The organism is Paenibacillus terrae HPL-003 (genome assembly GCF_000235585.1).
Taxonomy (GTDB): domain Bacteria; phylum Bacillota; class Bacilli; order Paenibacillales; family Paenibacillaceae; genus Paenibacillus; species Paenibacillus terrae_B.
This window is the reverse complement of sequence record NC_016641.1, coordinates 868782-891511: the sequence shown is the minus strand read 5'-3', so window position 1 is coordinate 891511 and position 22730 is coordinate 868782. Positions and strand designations below refer to the sequence as shown.

Sequence of the window (22730 nt, the reverse complement as noted above, 5' to 3'; positions counted from 1 at the left end):
GAACGATAAACTCGTTTGGGGTCAGGAGCCTTAAAGCCTGACGGAGCGGCACTCGTATGGGTGCTGCTCTTTTCAAATGTAAAGGAGGAAAGCGGCATGAAGGCGAAAAATAGTAGTAATATTTTGTCCAAACGTTCCAAATGGCTGCCTGTCGTCATGGCATGCACGATTATAGTAGGGGGGGCTCTACCGGCTCCAACTGTAGTTCACGGTCAAACGGCAAAGACCGTTACCATTAAAGTCGATACATCCAAGGATCGTAAGCCTATTAGTCCTTATATATACGGTACGAATCAGGATTTGGCAGGCGATGAAAATCTGGCTGCCAGACGACTTGGTGGCAATCGAATGACCGGATACAACTGGGAAAATAATATGTCCAATGCGGGAAGCGATTGGCAGCAATCCAGCGATGACTATTTATGCAATAATGGTGGCCTGACAAAAGCCGAATGTGAAAAGCCGGGAGCGGTGACGACTTCGTTCCATGATCAATCGCTGAAGCAGGGCGCTTATTCTTTAGTCACGCTGCCGATGGCCGGTTATGTGGCCAAGGATGGAAACGGAAGTGTGCAGGAAAGCGAACAGGCTCCTTCCGCTCGTTGGAATCAGGTCGTAAATGCCAAAAATGCGTCGTTCCAACTACAGCCTGATCTGAATGACAATCAGGTATATGCGGATGAATTCGTAAATTTTTTAGTGAAAAAGTACGGCGCTGCTTCAACAAAGGCGGGTGTGAAAGGATATGCGCTCGACAATGAACCCGCTCTCTGGTCGCATACGCATCCGCGCATTCATGGTGAAAAGGTCGGAGCGAAAGAGTTGGTAGACCGGTCGGTAAGTTTATCCAAAGCTGTTAAAGCGGTTGACGCGGGTGCAGAAATTTTTGGGCCGGTTCTTTACGGTTTTGGCGCCTATACAGATCTTCAAACTGCACCTGATTGGAACTCTGTAAAAGGCAACTACAGCTGGTTCGTGGACTATTACCTGGATCAAATGCGTCTCAGCTCGCAAGCCGAAGGCAAGAGATTGCTGGATGTTTTCGATGTGCACTGGTATCCCGAAGCGATGGGCGGAGGCATACGAATTACAAATGAGGTAGGCAATGACGAAACGAAGAAAGCCAGAATGCAGGCGCCTCGTACTTTGTGGGACCCGACCTACAAGGAAGATAGCTGGATCGCTCAATGGAACAGCGCATTCTTGCCTTTACTGCCTCGATTGAAGCAGTCGGTGGACAAGTATTACCCGGGAACCAAGCTGGCTTTGACCGAGTATAGCTACGGCGGCGAAAATGATATTTCCGGCGGTATCGCTATGACCGATGTGCTGGGCATCTTGGGCAAAAACGACGTTTATATGGCGAATTACTGGAAGTTAAAGGATGGTGCCAACAACTACGTTAGCGCCGCTTACAAGCTTTACCGCAATTATGACGGAAAAAACGCTACTTTCGGCGATATCAGTGTTAATGCGCAAACGTCTGATATTGTTAATAGCTCGGTGCATGCTTCCGTAACGGATGCATCCTACAAAGAACTGCACCTCATTGTCATGAATAAAAGCATGGACAGCGCATTCGACGCCCAATTCGATCTTTCCGGCGAGACGACTTACAGTTCCGGTAAAGTATGGGGCTTCGATAAAAATAGCTCGCAAATTAAGGCAGTAGCGCCAATCACGCAAATTTCAGGCAACCGCTTTACCTATACAGTACCGCCTTTGACGGCTTATCACATCGTGTTGACTGCTGGCAATGATACGTCTGTGCCACCTGGGGAAGGTCCTGAAAGCTTTGCGCTGAGAGCTGGGGCTGGCGATGGGAAAGTCGATTTGTCCTGGGACGCTTCCAGCGGAGTTGTAAGTTACAGTGTACAGCGTGCAACGTATGAAACCGGTCCTTTTGCTGCTGTAGCATCCAACTTGATCGAAACGTCTTATACGGATACGAACGTAACGAACGGCACTTCTTACTATTATAAAGTAACCGCAAAAACAAATGCGGGAACGAGCGAATCCAATGTCTTGAAAGCGGTTCCGCGGACGCCTGTAGACGGCCCGGATCGCTATGAAGCCGAAGATGGCACGCTGAAGGGAACCATTGTGGAATCCAGCGGGACTGGCTTCTCGGGTACTGGTTACGTAACTAATTTCCACAATGCAGGGGATTCCCTGACGATGACGATTCAGGCTCCAACGGCAGGCTTGTACAATCTTACAATCGGCTACCGTTCTCCTCATGATGACAAACGCACGAATTTCTCTTTAAACGGCAAAGCGTCTGGCGAGCTGGTACTTTGGAAATCGGCTGATTTTAAAGAAACTTCCGGAGGCAAGCTTCTGTTGAATACAGGGGCAAATGCGATCGGTTTTGAAACAGGCTGGGGCTGGTATGATATCGACTACGTCAAACTGGAGCCTGCTGCTGATCGTCCACCGCATGCCGTAACCAAATCGCTCACCAATCCGAATGCGACAGTAGAAGCAAGAGCATTGATGAACTATCTGGTTGATCAATACGGCAAGAATACGATCTCCGGTCAAGAGGATATGCCCGAAATTGATTGGCTTCAAGCAAATGTAGGTAAGAAGCCGGCTATTGCAGCGCTTGACCTGATTGACTATTCGCCAAGCAGAGTGGAACACGGTCTTAGTTCCACAGAGACGGAAAAGGCGATTGAATGGGATAAGCAAGGGGGCATTGTTACCTTTGCTTGGCACTGGAATGCGCCGAAAGGTCTTATCGATACGCAGGGTAAAGAATGGTGGAGAGGCTTCTATACCGATTCGACTACATTCGATATAGAATATGCGATGAATCATCCAGAGTCCGAAGATTATAAATTGCTTATTCGCGACATCGATGTGATTGCAGGGCAATTGAAGAAGTTGCAGGATGCGAAAGTGCCTGTCCTGTTCCGTCCATTGCACGAAGCGGAAGGCAAATGGTTCTGGTGGGGCGCCAAAGGTCCTGAGCCTGTTAAAAAATTGTATATTTTAATGCACGATCGTTTGACGAATGTGCACAAATTGAACAATCTGATCTGGGTCTGGAATTCTGTTGCTCCCGACTGGTATCCAGGGGATGAGTATGTGGATATTTTGAGCTTTGACTCTTATCCGCAAGCAGGCGATTACAGTCCGCAAATTGCAAAATACGAAGACCTTGTTACATTGGGCAAGGACAAAAAGTTAGTTGCCATGAGCGAAAACGGACCTATCCCGGATCCTGATCTGCTGAAGGCGTATCAAGCCCATTGGAGCTGGTTCGCTACATGGTATGGGGATTTCCTGAGAGACGGCAAACAAAACAGTCTTGAGCATCTGAAAAAAGTGTATAATCATCCGAACGTCATTACGCTTGATAAGCTCCCGACTAACTTAAAAACGTATGGCATTACCGAGCAACCATCAGTACCGGGCAGCTTCACGCTGAACGCAGCGGGCGAAACGGCGAAAGTAAAGCTGAGCTGGACAGCATCGGCGAATGTGGCAAGCTATGAAGTGAAGCGTTCGACGGCTGAAAACGGTACGTTCGCGACAGTAGCGAGCGATGTATACGGAAGCAGCTACACCGACATGGCCGTAACGGCAGACACGATGTACTATTACCAAGTCGTAGCGAAGAACGATGCAGGTCAAACGATTTCGAACACGGCTAGCGCAGCACCGAAAGCGGATACTCAGCAGCCAACAACGGGACTGGTGCTCCAGTATCGCACAGCGGATACAAATGTGAACGACAATCACTTGAACCCGCATTTCCAAATTTTAAACAAAGGTACAACCTCCGTACCGATCAACGAGTTGAAAATTCGCTACTACTACACGATCGACGGCGACCGCGCGCAGACATTCAACTGCGACTATGCGGTGCTGAGCTGCTCAAAGCTGAATGGTAAGCTGGTTAAAATGGATAAAGCTGTAACCGGTGCTGATTATTATTTGGAAGTCAGCTTCAACTCGGATGCAGGCGTGTTAGCACCTGGAGGAAGCACGGGCGGAATTCAAACCCGTATTCATAAAACAGACTGGTCGAACTATAACGAAAGTGACGATTACTCGTACAAAGGCACGCAAACTTCATTTGCCGATCATGCGAAAGCTACGTTGTATCATAATGGAGTACTTGTTTGGGGAACCGAACCGAAAGCTAATTAAGACAAGCGCCTGATAAAATATCTTGAATCGGAGGAATTATCTGGGAAGAAGAATAAACCGATTACAACCTTGGGCTGCCAGTGTCGCAGATTCCTAAAATTTGAACAGAATACCTTACTTTTACTTTAATATTGTATATACTGTAAAAGAAGGGGGAGGTGATTATGGACCCAATTTTTTATGTTACTGCTTTTCTGATGTTTTACGCTCTTTTGGGCGTTGCTGCTGTTTTGTTCATATCTAAGCGTTCAAAACAGCCAGCACGAAGAAGTGCCCAGTTCGTTATTGGTCTCATTGGATTGGTGGCGTTGTATGCGCTTATCAAAGCTTTTAACAATGTCGGTAGCTCCGATTCATATCATTATTTTGCCATAGTGGTATTTATGATTGTGGTAGCTGCATCATCCAAGTATTTCAGAAGAAAAAATAATTAGCTCCATACGCGCTCCTGGGGAAGTTCAATTTCCCCAGGAGCGTTTAAACGTTATGTACGTCATTCAACTTTTCAATGATCACGGGATTCGTTAAAAAAAGACTTTTTTCTAAGGCATCATAAATTAAAGTGACTATATAGACCATATATTTCACTATTTCCGTAATTTTGTATTGAAATGAATTTCCTTTAGGTTGGATTCTACATATAAAATATCACTGACCATATGTCTAAAACTTATTGAGGGGGATTGAAATGGAACATACACCTACGATCCGCTCGAAGATAGAGACAGAATTGAAGCAAAGGGGCTATAGCTTTAGCAGTTTTAGTAAAATCTCCGGTATTAACCGCGGCACATTCAGCGCCATGCTGAACAGCAACCCGCCCAAGCCGATCTCCGTTCGGCAGATGGATCTGATTACCAAGGCGTTGGGGTATCCTGACGGTTGGCTATATGAGTTGTACATAGATGAATGCTTTTACGAGGGAAAAGGGCACTGGAAACGGATTAAGCCGTTTCTGTTGCGTTGTGTGGAGTTGAAGAAGCGCGACTTCATTCAGAAGGTTTTATCGAGGCTGACAGAGGATTTGTCCTATGTGCCGACCATATTTGAACTTGCAGAAGAACTGCATAAAGCAGGCAAGGAAAAGGAGGCCGTTCCCTTTTACGAGTGTGTAGTAGAGAACGAAAGATATCGTTATTCGGAACGGTTGGCTATAAGCCAATACAAAAGGTTTAAAGCATGTACAATGTCTGACTTGGAAAAGAGCCTTGAGTTAGTATTGGAATTTATACCTTATCGTAATTTGCTTCCTGAGCATTATCAGTTGGAGGCGATTCATAAAATCACAAATATATATTTTTACTTACACAAATGGGATGGGGTAGAGAAGTACGGCCATGAATTAAAAAAACTGGCTTATGTAATCTATATGAATCAGCAAAAAAGGAATGAGAAAAGAAGAGTAGCTACAATGGTTGCGTGCAGAAAGACACTTGGTATTTTACTATGGTTATGGGTTCCTTTCTGTCTCAACAGCTTTACAAAAGAAAGGATATATTAAGGAGGCAAAGGCAGAGCTTGAGGGCTATGCAGATTTAAGCTGGTTTAAAGGGCTTGATATAGAAGGTGAAGCAGATGTAGAGCAATTCCGTTTGTGGGCTAAAGCCAACTCGTATACTTTAGATTTACTATTGGGAAATAGAGATATCCTTCCTGAGTATATAGCTTTCCTCGAAAATCACCCTGAAGAAGTAAGTTCTGGAGTCGTAACCATACTAGAAGCAGCTAATAAGTATAATTTTGATGTAGACTCTATCATTGACAAATACTCAGAACGAATAAAGAGATTACAGGAGTCTGAGGACGTTAAACAAATGACCTATTATTGTTACATGTATCAACTCGCCATTTACCATTACAGACGTGGGAGAATACTAAAAGGGCAAAAGGATACCCTTAATTATCTTTCATTATCCAAGCAAAGAAATTGGTTTAAACCACCAGTTTCTATGGAGAGTCTTCAAGATCATATGCAATTAGATTAGGCCAATCTTACAGGATTGGTCTTTTTTTATTGATTATTTTGTAAAAAAAGAAATGATTTGTTTATTCTTATCGTTCTTGTAACACATCAAGAATTATAATTTCTTTAGAGCTGGTGGGAAGGAGGATAGGCTTTTAAGATAAATAACCGTTTGGGGGATGGGCTTCACTGAGTTTAAAAAAATATCTTGAATCGGAGGAATTATCTATGAAGAAGAATAAATTATTTGCAACTGCTTTATCTCTTAGTTTGCTAGGGGCTGTTGTCGCGCCGAGTGCAATTTTTGCAAGTTCAAATGTAAATGACTCTTTTCAAGAACAAACCCAATCTCAAATTGCAACCTTACAACATCTCGATACGGCAACATTGCAAAAAAACCTGGAGGCGGCTCAGGGTTTGGAAAAATATATTAAACCGGGTGCGGACGGTCTGCTTTACATTGACGAAGCTGGTAAGGATGTTGTCTCTAAAGAAGCCTACGAATATATTGCTAGTGGTGTTCAGATCATCAATGAATCTCTAAAAAGTGGACAAACCAAATTAGACGTTGAGAACCAAACGATCGTCCCGTCTGGACAAGCACCTATTCAAACGCAAAACATAATCACACCAAATGCTTCCTCGAACACGTATTGGTGGGGAGTAGCAATTACAATGTCACAAAGCGAAACCAAACAACTATCCTATGTGTTGAAACAACAATCTAAAGGATATTTGACTGTCTCAGGTCTGGCTGCTGCAATAGGTGGTATTATGGGGCCTAATCCGATACCTTGGGGTGCCAGTGCCGCAGCTGCGTTAGTTTCTTTAGGAACTGATTTAGTCGCTTCAAGTTTGGACAACTATAACGGTTCACGCGGTACTACGCTGAATCTGCATTGGTTGCCAGCCGCTTATTATACGGTTAATTCCAACTAAAATTTGAATTAGACACCTTACTTTTACTATAATATTGTATATAATGTAAAAGAAGGGGTAGGTGAGATTATGGACCCAATTTTTTATGTCACTGCTTTTCTGATGTTTTATGCTCTTTTGGGCTTTGTTGCTGTTCTGTTCATATTTAAGCGTTCAAAGCAGCCAGCACGAAGAAGTGCTCAGTTCGTTGTCGGTCTCATTGGATTGGTGGCATTGTATGCGATTGTCAAGGCTTTTAGCAATGCCGGCAGCTCCGATTCATATCATTATTTTGCCATAGTGGTTTTTGTGATTGTTGCAGCAGCAGCATCCAAGTATCTCAGAAGAAAAAGTAATTAGCTCCATACGCGCTCCTGGGAAAGATCAATCTCCCCAGGGGCGTTTTATTTTGTTTTCAGGGAACCGAGCTAAGACCAATGAGAGAGAAGAGTAAAGGATTTATCCAATAAAGAGCTTATACAGGTGTATGAGTTGTATAGCCGTTAAAGAGGCGGTATGGGTACTGAGTTCAAATAAAAGTGGTTGGGTTATATATGAGAAGGTATTGGAGCGCGGCAAGCTGGTCCGAAAGGAGCTGCCAATTACATATGGGAAAGAGAAGAATGGGTTGTAGAAGCGGAGCGATCAGATGAACTGCGAGCAGCTCTTAATATTCTTGAAAAGGATCAGAAACCTGCGCCCACACTTGCAGAGGCAGTACTAGTTGTTGTTTCAGGTTCAATTCATACTGGATGAAGGATTTAAACGTTATGTACTTCATTCAACTTTTCAATTATCATGGGATTCGTTTAAAAAAGACTTCTTTCTAAGGCATCATAAATTAAAGTGGCTATATAGACCATATATTTCACTATTTACGTGATTTTGTATTGAAATGAATTTCCTAAAGGATAGAGTTTACATATAAAATATCACTTATGATATGTCCAAAATTGATTGAGGGGGATTGACATGGAACATACACCTACGATCCGCTCAAAGATAGAGACAGAATTGAAGCAAAGGGGCTATAGCTTTAGTAGCTTTAGTAAAATCTCCGGTATTAACCGCGGCACATTCAGTGCCATGCTTAACAGCAACCCACCCAAGCCGATCTCCGTTCGCCAGATGGATCTGATTACTCAGGCGTTGGGGTATCCCGAAGGCTGGCTCTATGAATTGTACATAGAGGAATGTTTTTACGAAGGAAAAGGGCATTGGAAGCGGATTAAGCCGTTTCTGTTGCGTTGTGTGGAGTTGGGAAGACAGGACTTCATCCAAAAGGTATTGTCGAGGCTGACAGAGGATTTGTCCTATGTGCTGACCATATTTGAGCTTGCAGAAGAATTACACGCAGAAGGAAAGGAAAAGGAATCAGTTCCTTTTTACGAGTGTGTGGTAGAGAACGAAAGGTATTACCATTCGGAGCGGCTAGCAATTAGTCAGTATAGGTTATTTTCTTACTCTTTAAGCAAAGATTTAGAGAAAAATCGCCAACTGGCTATAAAATTTGCTCCTTATCGTAAAAATTTGCCTGAAAATCATCAACTGGACGCTCTTTTAAAGCTGGTAAACGTATACTTTCAAGCTTATGACTGTGAGACAACTATGCAATATGCGAAAGAACTTGAGGTAATTGCCACAAATGTTTATCAGCAGCAGATTCAAGCTAGATTAAAAAATCGTGAAGTTAAACCTCTAAATACAGAAAGACATCTAATCGTATATTTTGGTCAAGCTTATTTAATGCAGGGGAATGCCCGCGAAAAGCAAGGACTATATGAAGAAGCAATGGAATTCATACCTTACTATGCAGATTTGACTGGTTTTGAAGGACTGGATGAAATGGGAATTTTAGAGGCGAGGAAATTTGAAATGTGGGCAGAAGCAAACCGCTTAAATTTAGAAATTCTAATGGGAAATATGGCTAGTTTGCCTGCCTATGTCGATCTTCTTAAAAGTAATCCTGCAGAGATACTTCAGGGGCTACTAACCATTATGGAATCGGCCAATATTTACAATCACACAATAGACGAAATTCTGATCCTTTTTGCTGAAAATATTAATGAATTTAGGGACTTGCGCACAAATATTTCTTACTATCATACAAATTATAATCTGGTGACCTATTCCCGTTTTTTTCTTGAGCTTAGTCGCTACTATTTTAATAAAGAGAGCTACTCTGAGGCGATCGACAGTATGTTGAACAGTCTCAAAGCATCCTCACAGTTGAACGATAAGGCTTACTATATCAAGTCCATCACGCTGTTGTTTGAGAAATATAAAGGTCACTCGACACAGGAGCAACGGGCAGAATATGAAAAAGTGCTTAAAGAAGTAGAATATAACATCAAGCAGATGACTTCTTAGAACATAAAAGGGCTATGTAACCTACTACTAAGATAGAGTAACATAGCCCTTTTGAAATATTATGTTCATGACCAATCGGGAAAAAAAATCATTTTTTTTCGTTATTCGCTGGACTTATCGGGGTTACTTGCTGTAAGCCCGCTTTCTGAAGAGGTGAACAGTTCCTTCAATATCCGATATGCCTTATTTTGATCGGCTTCATTCTGCTGGGAGAGTAAATGAACACATTCCCATATCCAGGGCTGACTTTTGAGTTCTTCATATGGATTGAAGTCAAAAAATGCAAATACGTTTGTTTCCAGTGCTTCTGCTATTTTCTCCAAGGTTTTAATCTGTACATTGACCTCACCACGCTCCAACTTGCCGATATAGGAACCTGTTGAATCAGATGCTTCTGCAAGCTGTTCTTGTGTAATATCACGCAATTTTCGAAATTGGCGGATTTTTACTCCTATGAGTTTTGTTGTTTCCATAGACATCCACACTCCTATAGTATGAGTGTAGACAAAGGTAGATCAAGCGTGGAGGTAATTGTATTACCTAAATAGTATAATATTAAGTCCTTGTAAAGACTATTAAACACGCATTAAATTCCAATATATATTAAAACGGTGTGAAAAAAGGGGTTGACCATCATCCAGTTTATTCATATAATTTCTAGTATATTGTAATTGTTTGTCGAGGAGGGTGATTTTTTTAAATCATCTGAATACGCCGGGAGGTGTTTTTATTGGAAAATGCAACCACGATTCGTTCGGAAATTGAGAAAGAATTAAAACTTGGTGGTTACACTTTTAATAGTTTTGGACAAGCTACGGGTCTTAATCGGGGCATATTTAGTGCTATGCTTAACGGAAATCCGCCTAAACCTATCTCTGTAAGACAAATGGACTTAATTACTAAAGCGTTTAACTATCCAGAGGACTGGTTGTATGACCTATACGTAGATGAATGCTTTTACGATGGAAGACCTCATTGGAAAAGAGTTAAACCATTCCTGATTCGTTGTGTTGAGGTGGGCAATCTGCGGTGCGTGGAGAAGGTGCTTTCACGGTTAATGGAAGATCTTAACCACATTCCAGCGATCTTTTCTTTAGCAGAGGAACTGTACGAAGAAGGGAAGCTACAGGAGGCCATTCCTTTCTATGAATGTGTCATTGAGAATGAGAAGTATCAACATTCTGAGAGATTGGCAGTCAGCCACTATAAATTGTTTGTTGCTTCGGTAGGCCAAGATATGGAGAGAAACTTGGAAGCCGTACTGAGATTTATTCCTTATCGAAATCGCTTACCAGAGAATTATCAATTAGATGGAATTTTAAAAATTATCAATACTTATTTTTACCTACATAAATGGGACAGCGTAGAGAAATATGGAGATGAGTTGTGGACTCTTGCCAAAACTGTTTATTTAAATCGATATGAGAATAATGCTAAAAGAAGAGTTAAAGATGACTTTAAAACAGAGAAAAATCTTGTTTTTTATTATGGATATGGCTACCTATCTAAATCTACAGCTCTTCAGAAAATGGAAATGTTTGAGGAAGCACAATCCTATATACAAAACTATGCTGATTTAAGTTGGTTCAAGGGACTTAATTCGGAGGGGGAGCAATATGTAAAGATGTTTAGTCTTTGGGCAAAGGCAAACTCTTATACATTGGATATGCTCTTAGGAAAGAGAGAGGTACTAGGTGAATATATTACTTTTCTCAATCAACACCCAGAAGAAAAATTATCTGGCCTTTTAACTATCTTAGAGTCAGCCAATATGTACAACTTTTCAGTAGATTATGTGCTTGAAAGTTTTTCAGCAGAGATTGATCAATTTAAATTTCTTGACGACGTAAAGAATAGAAACTATTATTGTTGTTTTTTATATCAAAGGGCAATTTATGAGTATAAGAATAGCGGCTTTGAAAAAGGCACAAACTATGTTCTGGACTGTCTTGCTTTATCATTAATTAGTCGGAATGATAGCGACTTTAAGCAATGTGTTGCATTGTTTGAAGTCTACAGAGAGTTTGCGACTAGTGAGCAAACGAAAAGATATGAAAATATAATTAAGGAGGTGAATATCTATGAAAAAAGGTTATTCCATGGTACTAGCCTTAGGTATTCTATTCTTTAGTATATTCCCTTTATATTATCCAATTAATGGAGAGCATTCTGATAGAATTATATTATTTAATCATGGTATGGGTTGAGTTTCATAGATGGACAATAAGATCCATAAAAAAGAGTTCACACTTTCGCCAGTCCCTAGGGATTGGCTTTTTGATTTATTCCGTTAAAGGGATGAAATGGGTTTTATTATATTATTAACCTGTGGGGAAGGTATCAGCTTGTAAACTAACTGTAAATACCATACCAAACAGGAGGTTTGTTGATGTGAAATTGCAAGAATTGGAGGACTGCATCGAAGAAAAGCGTAAGGAATTAAATGATTTGGCGAAAGAGGTGGGATTAAAGGATCGACGGGTGTTGACCAAGTCTATGGAGTTGGATCGGCTCCTTAATTTGTACAGCGATTGGAAATATAGCTGCTGTAAGCAGAGCATACCCAATAATTCACCAGTGGAAGAAAAGCAACACGAATTTGCCTTATCTTATTGATTTTCCAGCAGCATGACAAGGCTTTACCTAACTTCATCTTGGCTTCTAATACATAGTGGGGATATTAGACTTAAACAAAATAACCTCCCTCATCTCTCGTACGCCGCTCTATACAACACTGTTCGTACGGTTTATTGTTCTGCGTCACATCAGAGCGGAAGCCATGTAGAACTATGATATCTATCTAAAAAACCTCCCGGTTCACGTTAAGTGTGACTGAGGAGGTTTTTAATATTTACTGTTGAAGCTGGCGTAGTACGGTAATTTCGACACGGCGGTTTTTTTGTCGTCCGGCCTCTGTGGTATTATCACCAACCGGTCGGGTATCTGCATAGCCTGCGTATTGAAATTCTGTAGGAGATAATCCTTCTCTATCGAGAAAGAATCGAAGCACTGATAGCGCCCGTGCCCCGGAAAGCTCCCAGTTGTCCTTGTAGGTCGAAGAGTTCGAGGAGCGTGTGAATGGAATATTGTCCGTATGGCCCTCGATGCTGATTGGCGTTTTTAAATCCCGGAATAGACTCGCCAGCTTGGATAGTGTGTTCGCAGAGCCTTGTTTGAGAGCAGCCCTGCCCTGATCGAATAAAAAGCGGTCGTTCAGCGTAATGACAATACCACGCGGCTGATCGGCTACGAAAATCTGATCTTGCAGCTTATTGTCCGAAATATATTGCTCTATGACGCCCATCAGGTTTTGAAGTTCTTCTTCCTGCTTGCGAAATGCCTGCTCACGTTCGGTCAATTTGGTCGATCCAGCAGCTTTATTATCGGATGACGGTTGCTTGGTGGTGGGCGGATTTTTACTTGTGTGAACATCCGCAGTACCCGTAATCCCTGAACCTTGCTCTAAAATGGAATCGCCTTTATGGAACGTATCCTGTAGGGATTGAACAACGACTTCATATTTTTTCGCATCCAGGCTGCTCATAGCGTACATCACCACGAAAAAAATGAGCAGCAGCGTGATCAGATCGGCATAGGTAATCATCCAGCGGTCACGATGGTCTCCGCCTCCTTGACGTTGGCGGCGCTTAGCGCGCGCTCTCATGGAAGTCCTCCTTTGGAGCAGCGTCATCCATGCGTGAGCGACGAGGCGGCTTATAATCCAGATTTTGCTCTGAGCGGATGAAGAACTCCAGCTTTTTGCGTACCAGCTTCGGATTTTCTCCATTTTGGATGGCCAGAATACCTTGCAACAGTAAATCCATCGTGACCATTTCACTTTCGCTGCATGCTCTGATTTTGGATGCGATGGGCAGGAAAATCAGATTGGCGCTGGCAACGCCGTATAGTGTAGCGATAAAAGCGACAGCAATAGACGGTCCAAGCGCTGTCGGTTCGGTCAGGCTGCCGAGTACATGGATCAGGCCCATCACAGTACCGATGATCCCCATCGTAGGGGCATAGCCGCCTGCGGATTCAAATATTTTGGCATATCCTTCGTACTTATGCTCAATGGTATCTAACTCAAGTTCCAGAATTTGTTTAATCTGTTCCTGCTCGGTACCGTCAATAACCAGTTGAAGACCTTCGCGCAGAAATGCATTGGGGTGCTCTGACGAAATACGCTCCAGTGCAAGCACCCCGGATCGGCGGGAGGTGGCCGCCATGGAAACCAAATCTTCAATATATTGCTCGGAGAGGTTGTCCTCACGGCTAAACGCCATCCGAAGGGCAGCTGGTATGGTTTTCAGCTTGGAGGCGGGATAGCTGATAACAACTGCGGCGAACGTTCCGCCAAATACAATCAGAGCCGATGTACCTTGAAGCAGCCCTGTAAATTGTCCGCCCTCCCATAAGAAGCCACCGATTAATGCTATGATTCCGGCGATGATGCCCAACACGATGGTGATATCCAAAATTTAATTCACTCCTATTCAAGACTTATCGTTTGCATCCAGGGTAAGAAAGAGGTATAATACGGGAACAAACATTCTTATCCAACCATATTTCCCAAGTATCATTGCTCGGGAAATATCGACATAGGTTTACAGGTAAAGACATTACAGCTCGACTGCTGTAGAAACATGATGTTTCCATTTTAGACGATAAGGGTGATGCAGGGCAATGAGTGATATCGTTGTTAGCGACAAGACTTTTGAAATTCAGTCGGAATTCCAGCCTCAAGGCGATCAGCCTCATGCCATTCTTGAACTGGTAGAGGGGATTACCAAAGGAAAAAAGCATCAAACGCTGTTGGGTGCTACGGGTACGGGCAAGACATTTACCATCGCGCAGACGATTGCCAAATTGAATCGGCCTACTCTGGTTATTGCACATAACAAGACTTTGGCTGCCCAACTGGCGAGTGAGTTTAAGGAGTTTTTCCCCAATAATTCTGTCGATTATTTTGTCAGTTACTATGATTACTACCAACCGGAAGCGTACATTCCGTCTTCCGATACGTATATTGAGAAGGATTCCAGCGTTAATGAGGAAATTGATAAGCTTCGTCACTCCGCCACAAGCTCTCTGTTCGAGCGTCGTGACGTTATTATTGTAGCGAGTGTCTCCTGCATTTACGGTTTGGGTTCCCCGAAAGAATATTCAAGCCTGCTGCTTTCGCTTAGAGTCGGCATGGAGAAACCCCGCAACCAGATTTTGTCCCGCTTGGTCGATATTCAATATCAGCGGAACGATATCAACTTCGTGCGGGGTACTTTCCGTGTGCGGGGAGATGTTGTTGAAATATTCCCGGCTTCCCAAGGCGAGCATGCTATACGGGTAGAACTGTTCGGGGATGAGATTGAACGGATCACCGAGATTGATGTACTTACGGGTGAATTGATCGGCGAACGCGATCATGTAGCCATTTTCCCGGCGTCTCACTTTGTTACTCATGAGGACACGATGAGGGTAGCACTGGTCAACATTGAACGCGAGCTTCAAGAGCGATTAGCGGTGTTGAAGGAACAAGGAAAACTGCTGGAGGCACAACGTTTGGAACAACGTACTCGCTATGATATCGAGATGATGAAAGAAGTCGGTTTTTGTTCCGGAATCGAGAACTACTCGGGTCCGCTGACATTCCGCGAGCGTGGAGCAACACCGTATACGCTGATGGATTATTTTCCGGATGATATGTTAATTGTTATTGATGAGTCTCATGTTACGTTGCCGCAAATTCGGGCGATGTATAATGGTGACCAAGCCCGTAAGAATGTGCTGGTGGAGCATGGTTTCCGTCTGCCATCCGCGCTGGATAACCGCCCGCTGAAGTTTGAGGAGTTCGAAGACAAGGTGAGTCAGATCGTTTATGTATCGGCTACTCCGGGTCCCTATGAGATGGAGAAATGCGAAACGACGGTGCAGCAGATTATCCGACCTACGGGGCTTCTTGATCCGATTATCGAGGTGCGGCCGAGCAAAGGACAGATTGACGACCTCATTAGTGAAATACGGCTTCGGATGGAGCGTGAGGAACGGGTACTGGTCACCACCCTTACCAAGAAGATGTCTGAAGATCTGACCGACTATTTAAAAGAAGTGGGTATTAAGGTCCGATATATGCACTCCGAGATTAAGACACTGGAGCGGATGGCGATTTTACGGGATCTCCGTTTGGGTACCTTTGATGTGCTGATTGGGATCAACCTGTTGCGAGAAGGTCTGGATTTGCCAGAAGTATCGCTGGTGACAATTTTGGATGCGGACAAGGAAGGTTTCTTGCGTTCCGAACGTTCGCTCATCCAAACCATTGGACGGGCAGCACGGAATAGCGATGGCCGTGTTATTATGTACGGTGACAAGATTACGGATTCCATGGATAAAGCGATAAAAGAAACCGAACGCCGCCGTGCAATTCAAATTCAGTACAATGAAGACCATGGCATTACCCCGCAAACGATTCGTAAAAAGATTCGTGATGTCATTGAAGCGACCAAGGTGGCAGAGGCACGTAATGATTACCTTCCTGGTGAGACGGGTAAACTTTCCAAGAAGGAGCGTCAGTCGCTGATTCAGCGTTTGGAAGCGGAGATGAAGGATGCCGCCAAGAATCTTCAATTCGAGCGGGCTGCCGAGTTGCGTGATGCTTTGTTGGAGCTGCGGGCTGATTAAGCTTTCAGGGGCGGCTAGTAGCACGAACACATTGAAAATGAAATGGATGATTGTTTTTAAAAATAGAGAGGGCGGCCCATGTGGTCGTTCTCTTTGCGATATATCACTTGCATGGGGTATTCCATCGCAATATAGCATGACGTGAACTATGGCTAAGGAGATGAAAGATTTGGCGAATGAAAGCATCATCATCAAAGGCGCTCGGGCGCATAATCTCAAAAATATTGACGTAACTATCCCAAGGGACAAATTTGTCGTCCTCACGGGCCTAAGTGGCTCAGGTAAATCGTCACTGGCTTTCGATACGATCTATGCAGAAGGACAGCGGCGTTATGTGGAGTCTTTATCCGCGTATGCGCGTCAGTTCCTGGGGCAGATGGAGAAGCCGGACGTGGATTCCATTGACGGACTGTCTCCTGCGATTTCCATTGACCAAAAGACTACGAGCCGTAATCCGCGTTCTACCGTCGGTACGGTTACAGAGATTTATGACTATTTGCGGCTGCTGTTTGCCCGAATTGGTCACCCTCATTGTCCTGAGCATGGCATTGAAATTACATCACAAACGGTTGAACAAATGGTGGACCGCATTTTGCAATACCCGGAAAAGACAAGACTGCAAATTTTGGCCCCGGTAGTTTCGGGACGCAAAGGCGAGCATAAAACGCTATTCGCGGATATTGCCAAGCAAGGTTTTGTACGGGTGCGTGTCAATGGCGAGCTGCGCGAGTTGTCCGAAAAGATCGAGCTGGAGAAGAACAAGAAGCATTCCATTGAAGTGGTTGTAGACCGGATCGTAGTGAAGGAGGATGTGCGTGCACGTCTATCTGATTCTATTGAGACAGCATTGAATCTTTCGGGAGGTCAGTTGCTGGTGGACATGATGGGGCAAGAAGAGCTGCGCTTTAGTTCTAATTTTGCCTGCCCGATCTGTGGTTTCAGTATAGACGAGCTGTCGCCGCGGATGTTTTCATTTAACAGTCCGTTCGGTGCTTGCCCGGATTGTGACGGATTGGGCGTTAAAATGGTGGTCGACCCCGACCTGCTCATTCCTGACCCGGAGAAAAGTGTAGAAGATGGAGCATTTCAGGCGTGGAGTGGAGGAACTTCCACCTATTATCCGCAATTTTTGCAGTCCGTATGCGAGCATTATAGTATTCCACAGAACATTCCTGTCAGCCAGCTGACCACGGAACAAATGAACACCATATTACATGGAACGGGTGACCAGAAGATCCGATTCCGTTATGAAAATGATTTTGGACAACGCAAGGAAGCCTACGTAACCTTCGAGGGAATTATCCCGAATCTGGAGCGTCGTTATCGTGACACGGCTTCTGACGGTATCCGTGAATTTATTGAAGGATTTATGAGCGCAAAGCCGTGTAATACCTGTAAGGGACATCGTTTGAAGAAAGAAACCCTGGCGGTGACTATTCAGGAGCGTAACATTGCCTATGTAACTGATTTGTCCATCGGCGAAGCGTCTCAATTTTTCAAAACGCTGGTGTTGAGTGAGAAGGAGCGGTCAATTGCCAACCTCATTTTTAAGGAAATCAACAGCCGTTTGGGATTCCTCGTTAATGTTGGATTGGAGTACCTGACCTTAAGTCGTGCAGCCGGCACGTTATCCGGTGGTGAGGCACAACGTATCCGGTTGGCGACACAGATCGGTTCCAGCCTGATGGGCGTACTGTATATTTTGGACGAGCCAAGTATCGGGTTGCATCAGCGGGATAATGACCGCCTGATTAGTGCATTGGAGCATATGCGGAATCTCGGGAATACGCTGATTGTGGTGGAACATGACGAAGATACGATGATGGCGGCCGATTATATTATTGATATCGGGCCAGGGGCCGGAATCCACGGTGGGATGATCATGTCACAGGGTACCCCGCAGGAAGTCATGGAAGACCCGAACTCCTTAACCGGGCAATATTTGAGCGGTCGCAAGTTCATTCCGGTTAATACCGAGCGGCGCAAGCCTACCGATAAGTGGCTGGAGGTCCGCGGGGCTAAGGAGAATAATCTCAAAAATTTGAATGTTAAAATCCCGTTAGGCGTTTTCACGGCTGTTACTGGTGTATCCGGTTCCGGGAAGTCAACGCTGGTCAACGAAATTCTATACAAAACGCTGGCGCGTGATCTGAACCGGGCGAGAGTACGTCCAGGTCAACATAAGGAAATTCGCGGGCTTGAAAATATCGATAAAGTCGTTGAGATTGATCAGTCTCCGATTGGCCGCACGCCGCGTTCAAATCCTGCAACCTACACCGGGGTATTTGATGATATTCGTGATTTATTTTCACAAACAAATGAGGCTAAGGTGCGTGGCTACAAAAAAGGTCGCTTTAGCTTTAACATTAAGGGTGGTCGCTGTGAGGCTTGTAGGGGCGACGGCATTATCAAGATTGAAATGCACTTTCTGCCGGATGTATACGTTCCGTGTGAAGTGTGCAAGGGCAAACGCTATAATCGGGAAACCCTTGAAGTTAAGTACAAAAGTAAAAGCATTGCCGATGTGCTGGAAATGACAGTAGAAGATGCGACAGAGTTCTTCCAAAACATCCCGAAAATTCATCGCAAGATTCAGACGCTAATGGATGTAGGTTTGGGGTATATCAAGCTGGGTCAGCCTGCGACTACCTTATCCGGGGGCGAAGCGCAGCGCGTGAAGCTGGCTTCCGAACTGTATCGTCGCAGCACGGGTAAGACGATTTACATTTTGGACGAGCCGACAACGGGTCTGCATGTTCATGATATTGATCGATTGCTGACGGTGTTGCATCGTCTGGTAGATTCGGGAGAAACAGTACTGGTCATCGAGCATAATCTGGATGTGATTAAAACAGCCGATTATCTGATTGATTTGGGACCAGAAGGCGGTAGCGGCGGTGGAACGATTTTGGCTACTGGAACACCTGAGCAGCTCGTGAAGGTCGAAGAATCCTATACAGGACGGTATTTGAAGCCGATCCTTGAACGGGACACACAGCGCAGCCAGGCGCTTCAGACAGCCGATCTGTAGACATCATTTAATGTAAGTCTTGTAAGCCCCACACAGGTATGAAGGTAGAATACGAATTAGTGTATTCATTCCTTTGTCTTGGTGGGGCTTTTTTTTGTAAAAAAAGAGAACTTTTATCCAAATCTTGCGTTAAAGCATGTGACACATAGTTTACCAAGCGCTGGAATAATAAATCTATACGTATATTCATCGATAGAAAGTCTCTGAGCAGTCTCCATTTTGGAGTTTTAAATGTTTGGGCTCGGGCTTGAAGAGGTAAATATATAACTCATGATTGTATAGCATCGCATGAAGTTCCGTGCCCACGTGACAACCATTACAAGTTGAAGCGAAACCGTCTGTAGTCTTATCACATCTAAGGTTTTTAAAAACATCTCTGAGGTATAGTCATGAAGGGAGCTGGAACGTTTGAAGGGAATGCGAAACGGGTTTCTACGTACACGTGTTTATTCTTGGACAGCAGGAGTTGCTTTAGCGACATTGATCATGGGGTTTAGCGCTGTTCCGTCTTATGCATCCGAAGTGTCCGAGGCGGCTGTGCCCAAGCAGGCTGAAATTGAAACAAGCGCAGCGATTGGTAGCTTTGAGGATGAAGGGAACCCACACAATTATATTCAGCCCGCAGCAAATGGTGGATTTCTGGTACTGAACATCGAACACAACACCGAGGCAAGCGTGGCGCATGTCACCTACGGCAAGCTGGACAGCTCGCTGGAGGGTGTGTGGAAACATGAGCTGGATCTGAACGTGCAGTCTGGTGCAAGCAGTAGGGGAGTCCAACGGGAGACGTCGGATGGCGGTTCGCTGTTGCTTATCGACTACACGAAGCCGGATGGGATACGGGAGTTGCAGGCTTCACGGTTGAATGCGGACGGGAATGCCGTGTGGTCCAGAACGTTACAAACGGATGGCTTAGCATCCCATGGACACAACTCCCTTATAGGTTTGGAACCGCTTGCGGACGGCGGATTTCTTGTATCCTCTCTGAACCTGGATGAGCAAGTATTTACCGTACTCAAATACTCAGAAACTGGTGAGGAGCTGTGGAATCGAGCGAAGGACGGGGTGGCTTCGGGTTGGCTTGTTGGCAATCACGATGGATATTATGCACTTATGAACAGTCCTCATGGTCCGGTAGGAGTACAGGCAGATGTATATGGTCGAGAAATCCGTAACATCAATTTTGACCTGGGCTCTGGTAAAGACATTGCAGAAGTACGCGAGTTGCCTGGCGGCCATATTGCCGTGACAGGGCTTAAAGGGAACAGCAAGCGTACACAGATTTTGAGCAACGGACTGCAATTGTTCGGTGATACAGAGGATTATCCGAGTGATCGGGTATATCTGCCGGAGGAGCAGGTGTACGTGCGGTTTAGTGACCGATATGATCCGCTGGGAAGCACCACGAAGATGCATGGGATCACCATCACTGGTTTGAAAGGGAACGGTACGAAGGTTTGGGAAACCACTACCCATTACAAGGAAGACAATTCCTTCGGCATCCGATATGACACGGGACTGATATACAAAATACCGACAGGCTATGCATTGGTGACATCCACATCCGGTAGCGCCCAAAAACCAGTAGTGCTTGATTTTGCTAAAATATGGATACCGGAATAATCCCGGTGTCTTTTTTTTCGAGAGCACAGCAGAGGATCTTTTGCAGTCATGTTATGACCATAAGAAAACAGCCTGCTTGTATGCGAGATACAAACAGGCTGGCTTGGGCGCTCTTTATGAAGATAAGAGAATATATTATGAAAGGACCTTACTTAGACGGTACTCAGGAAGCGACGGTGCTGGACTGCAAAATAGCAGACAACTTTTCCTGAAAAGTCGGAATGCCTACCCGTTGTACATACGCATGGAAAGTTTCACCGGCATTTCGATTTTCTTTGTAAAACAGAATCAGTTCTGCCAACACAGGGCCGACCTGATCACCACGTACGCGGCCTTTGAGCGCTTTATTGAACTGGGCACCCGGTCCGAGCGCTCCGCCGACAGCAATGTCGAACGCGTCGGCCATGCCTTCGGGTGTCTTAATAAGCGAGCCTTGCAGACCGATGTCTGCAATATTCTTTTGTCCGCAGGAATTCGGGCAGCCGATGAAATGAATGCGCACTTTTTCATCCAGATCTACGTGCTGATCTAAATACTCGGCAACGTCAATCGCCCGCTTTTTAGTCTCCACAATCGCCAGATTGCAGAATTCATTCCCGGTGCATGAAACTGTACGGCTCATAAAATGTTTGGGCCGTGGCGTCAGGCGTTGTAGCACAGGAGCCTGTAGTAATTCGTCCACTTGGTCGTCCGGAACGCCACTCAGCAAAATATTTTGCGACATGGTAGTACGAATCTGTCCATCACCGTAGCGGTCAGCCAGGTCGGCCAGCTCGTGCAGCTCGTCAGCATCCAGACGGCCGACTGGAACGTTCAGGCCAACATAGTTTAGACCCTGCTGCGCTTGTGGATGCACGCCGTCAAAATAAGCTGCTTGCCAGCCGATCGTTTTATCCTCGCCCCGACCGGGCATTTCGCCGATATACTCGGTGAGCTTGGCTAAAAACTTTTCCGGGCCCCAATCGGCGATGAGGAATTTCAGGCGAGCATGGTGTCGTTTTTCCCGATAGCCGTAATCACGGAAAATGGTGGTGACTGCAATGGAAACCTTCAAAACTTCATCAGGACGGACAAACAGGTCCAGCGATTGCGCCAAATGCGGCTTGGCGGATAAGCCCCCACCGACCATCACATGGAAGCCGATGACTTCTTCTCCGTTGATCACCTTAGTGGCTGGCGTAAAGGACAAATCGTTAATTTCAGCTTGCGCGTTATTGTACGTATTACCGGAGATGGACATTTTGTATTTACGCGGCAGATTGGAAAAGTCCCGATTTAACACGAAAAAACGGTTGACTTCATCCACAATGTCCTTGGTGTCGACCAATTCATTCGGATCAATGCCAGCCAGCGGATTGCCAACAATGGTACGCGGGCAGTCGCCGCAGGCTTCAAAGGAATACAAATCGACTTTTTCCAACCGCTCGAAAATATCAGGTAAGTCTTGGACCGTCAGCCAGTGAAATTGAATTGCCTGACGAGTGGTGACATCAACAAGGCCACGTCCGTACAGCGTGGATATGTCCGCCAATGCATGTGCCTGCGCTGAAGTCATGATACCTGTGTTGATGCGGACACGCATCATGAAATGACCATCCTTGGGCTTCTGCTGATACACTCCGGCCCATTTGAAACGATCCATATCGTCCGCAGAGATTGAATCGAAGCCTTCACTTGCATAGTTTTCGATAATGGTGCGTATGACGTCGAGGCCGTCCTTTTCCAGCTTGGCAAATTCGAATTTGTTCAGTTTATCGGGATGAGCGCTCCAGATTGGTTCGTAAGCCATCCTTTAACCTCCTTCATAAGCGTTGTTTACAGGGATTCAAGATTATACTTTTATTTCCGACAATAGAACTAAGATATAATGTGATGGTATCATAGTTGGTTGTGCCCGTAAACGAAGGAATGGCCCAAACGCTATAACGATTATTTATCGTTCTTGCTTATTTTTTTGATATAAGGATTTGGTAATTCTATAGTATAAAT

General features: G+C 44.7%; 16 protein-coding genes. 12 read left to right on the top strand and 4 right to left on the bottom strand.

The window, feature by feature from the left end:
- The first annotated feature begins 96 nt into the window (after nt 1–96).
- From HPL003_RS04290 to HPL003_RS04265, 7 genes are all read left to right on the top strand, one after another.
- Nucleotides 97–4161 (top strand): glycosyl hydrolase, encoded by a 4065-nt coding sequence (locus HPL003_RS04290; RefSeq protein WP_014278387.1) that lies wholly within the window; start codon nt 97–99, stop codon nt 4159–4161.
- A gap of 164 nt (nt 4162–4325) precedes the next feature.
- Nucleotides 4326–4595 carry a hypothetical protein gene (locus HPL003_RS04285; RefSeq protein ID WP_014278386.1) on the top strand — a complete coding sequence of 90 codons (270 nt, stop codon included), beginning with the start codon at nt 4326–4328 and terminating at the stop codon, nt 4593–4595.
- A 254-nt stretch (nt 4596–4849) separates the two neighbouring features.
- Nucleotides 4850–5662: a helix-turn-helix domain-containing protein gene (locus HPL003_RS29595; RefSeq protein ID WP_238533444.1), complete on the top strand. Its 813-nt coding sequence runs from the start codon at nt 4850–4852 to the stop codon at nt 5660–5662.
- Entirely contained in the window at nt 5577–6146 is a 570-nt protein-coding gene (locus tag HPL003_RS29590; protein ID WP_238533443.1) for a hypothetical protein, read from the top strand. The genes HPL003_RS29595 and HPL003_RS29590 overlap by 86 nt, the downstream gene beginning before the upstream one ends.
- A 206-nt stretch (nt 6147–6352) precedes the next feature.
- Nucleotides 6353–7063, top strand: coding sequence for a hypothetical protein (locus HPL003_RS04275; protein WP_014278385.1), 711 nt, complete (start codon nt 6353–6355; stop codon nt 7061–7063).
- 69 nt (nt 7064–7132) lie between these two features.
- On the top strand, nt 7133–7402 hold the full coding sequence (locus HPL003_RS04270) for a hypothetical protein (protein WP_014278384.1): 270 nt from the start codon (nt 7133–7135) through the stop codon (nt 7400–7402).
- A 612-nt stretch (nt 7403–8014) separates the two neighbouring features.
- Nucleotides 8015–9412 (top strand): helix-turn-helix domain-containing protein, encoded by a 1398-nt coding sequence (locus HPL003_RS04265; RefSeq protein ID WP_014278382.1) that lies wholly within the window; start codon nt 8015–8017, stop codon nt 9410–9412.
- A gap of 101 nt (nt 9413–9513) precedes the next feature.
- Here the strand turns inward: HPL003_RS04265 and HPL003_RS04260 are convergent, their stop codons facing one another.
- Complete coding sequence (locus HPL003_RS04260) at nt 9514–9885, bottom strand: helix-turn-helix domain-containing protein (protein WP_014278381.1); 372 nt, start codon at nt 9883–9885, stop codon at nt 9514–9516.
- Between the two features lie 257 nt (nt 9886–10142).
- On the opposite strand from HPL003_RS04260, the gene HPL003_RS04255 reads away from it, so the two are divergent.
- Nucleotides 10143–11543, top strand: a complete 1401-nt coding sequence (locus HPL003_RS04255; protein WP_014278380.1) for a hypothetical protein — start codon at nt 10143–10145, stop codon at nt 11541–11543.
- Nucleotides 11544–11803: 260 nt separating this feature from the next.
- A complete protein-coding gene (locus HPL003_RS04250; protein ID WP_014278379.1) occupies nt 11804–12028 on the top strand; it encodes an aspartyl-phosphate phosphatase Spo0E family protein in 225 nt (74 codons plus the stop codon).
- Between the two features lie 235 nt (nt 12029–12263).
- Here HPL003_RS04250 and HPL003_RS04245 read toward each other — a convergent pair whose 3' ends face one another.
- Both HPL003_RS04245 and HPL003_RS04240 read right to left on the bottom strand, forming a co-directional pair.
- Nucleotides 12264–13076 (bottom strand): OmpA/MotB family protein, encoded by an 813-nt coding sequence (locus HPL003_RS04245; RefSeq protein ID WP_014278378.1) that lies wholly within the window; start codon nt 13074–13076, stop codon nt 12264–12266.
- Nucleotides 13060–13887 (bottom strand): flagellar motor protein, encoded by an 828-nt coding sequence (locus tag HPL003_RS04240; protein ID WP_014278377.1) that lies wholly within the window; start codon nt 13885–13887, stop codon nt 13060–13062. The genes HPL003_RS04245 and HPL003_RS04240 overlap by 17 nt, the downstream gene beginning before the upstream one ends.
- Before the next feature lie 208 nt (nt 13888–14095).
- Here HPL003_RS04240 and uvrB point away from each other — a divergent pair, with 208 nt between their 5' ends.
- The 3 genes from uvrB (at nt 14096) to HPL003_RS04225 (ending at nt 20741) form a co-directional block, all read left to right on the top strand.
- Complete coding sequence (gene uvrB / locus HPL003_RS04235) at nt 14096–16087, top strand: excinuclease ABC subunit UvrB (RefSeq protein WP_014278376.1); 1992 nt, start codon at nt 14096–14098, stop codon at nt 16085–16087.
- A 169-nt stretch (nt 16088–16256) separates the two neighbouring features.
- Nucleotides 16257–19118, top strand: a complete 2862-nt coding sequence (gene uvrA, locus HPL003_RS04230; RefSeq protein ID WP_014278375.1) for an excinuclease ABC subunit UvrA — start codon at nt 16257–16259, stop codon at nt 19116–19118.
- Between the two features lie 417 nt (nt 19119–19535).
- A complete protein-coding gene (locus tag HPL003_RS04225; RefSeq protein WP_238533490.1) occupies nt 19536–20741 on the top strand; it encodes a hypothetical protein in 1206 nt (401 codons plus the stop codon).
- Between the two features lie 163 nt (nt 20742–20904).
- Here the strand turns inward: HPL003_RS04225 and HPL003_RS04220 are convergent, their stop codons facing one another.
- Nucleotides 20905–22530, bottom strand: coding sequence for a nitrite/sulfite reductase (locus tag HPL003_RS04220; RefSeq protein WP_014278373.1), 1626 nt, complete (start codon nt 22528–22530; stop codon nt 20905–20907).
- Between the last annotated feature and the right edge of the window lie 200 nt (nt 22531–22730).